The organism is Lewinella sp. 4G2, from assembly GCF_001625015.1.
Classification (GTDB): Bacteria; Bacteroidota; Bacteroidia; order Chitinophagales; family Saprospiraceae; genus Neolewinella.
This window is the reverse complement of sequence record NZ_LVWJ02000007.1, coordinates 1-448: the sequence shown is the minus strand read 5'-3', so window position 1 is coordinate 448 and position 448 is coordinate 1. Positions and strand designations below refer to the sequence as shown.

Genomic DNA, 448 nt, shown 5'->3' with positions numbered 1-448 from the left:
GTCTGTGCAATCACACTTTTGAGTCCCGCCAGGCCGTCGCTGCAAGTAATCAGTACGTCCTCCAGCCCGCGCTGTTTGAACGACTCTAGACAGCGCGCCCACTCAACGGCGCCCTCGGTGCCCTGACCGGGGATAAGACCGATTACCTCACGCTTGCCTTCCAAAGTAATCCCATATGCGACGTAAAGGGCCACTTTAGCTACCCCGTGTTCACGACGCACATCGATATGAATGGCATCGATAAATAGTACGACTAGGCAGGCTGGCAAGCGCCGCCTGTGCCAGTCTTCGACCGTCTGCCAGGTCGCATTGATGACGCCCGAGATACGAGCCGTGCTCATCTCAGCACCATAGAGCTTGCTCAGCGTTCGGGTAATATCTTCCAAAGAAGAACCGGAAGCGTAGAGTTCAATGATCTGCTCTTCGAAACCCAGGGCGAGTTGCCGAC

1 protein-coding gene is annotated in these 448 nt (G+C 55.8%); it reads right to left on the bottom strand.

Translation table 11 applies throughout. The features are described 5' to 3' along the window. The coding region (locus A3850_RS00020) for a transposase (RefSeq protein ID WP_197493950.1) at positions 1-448 on the bottom strand (448 nt) is incomplete at both ends.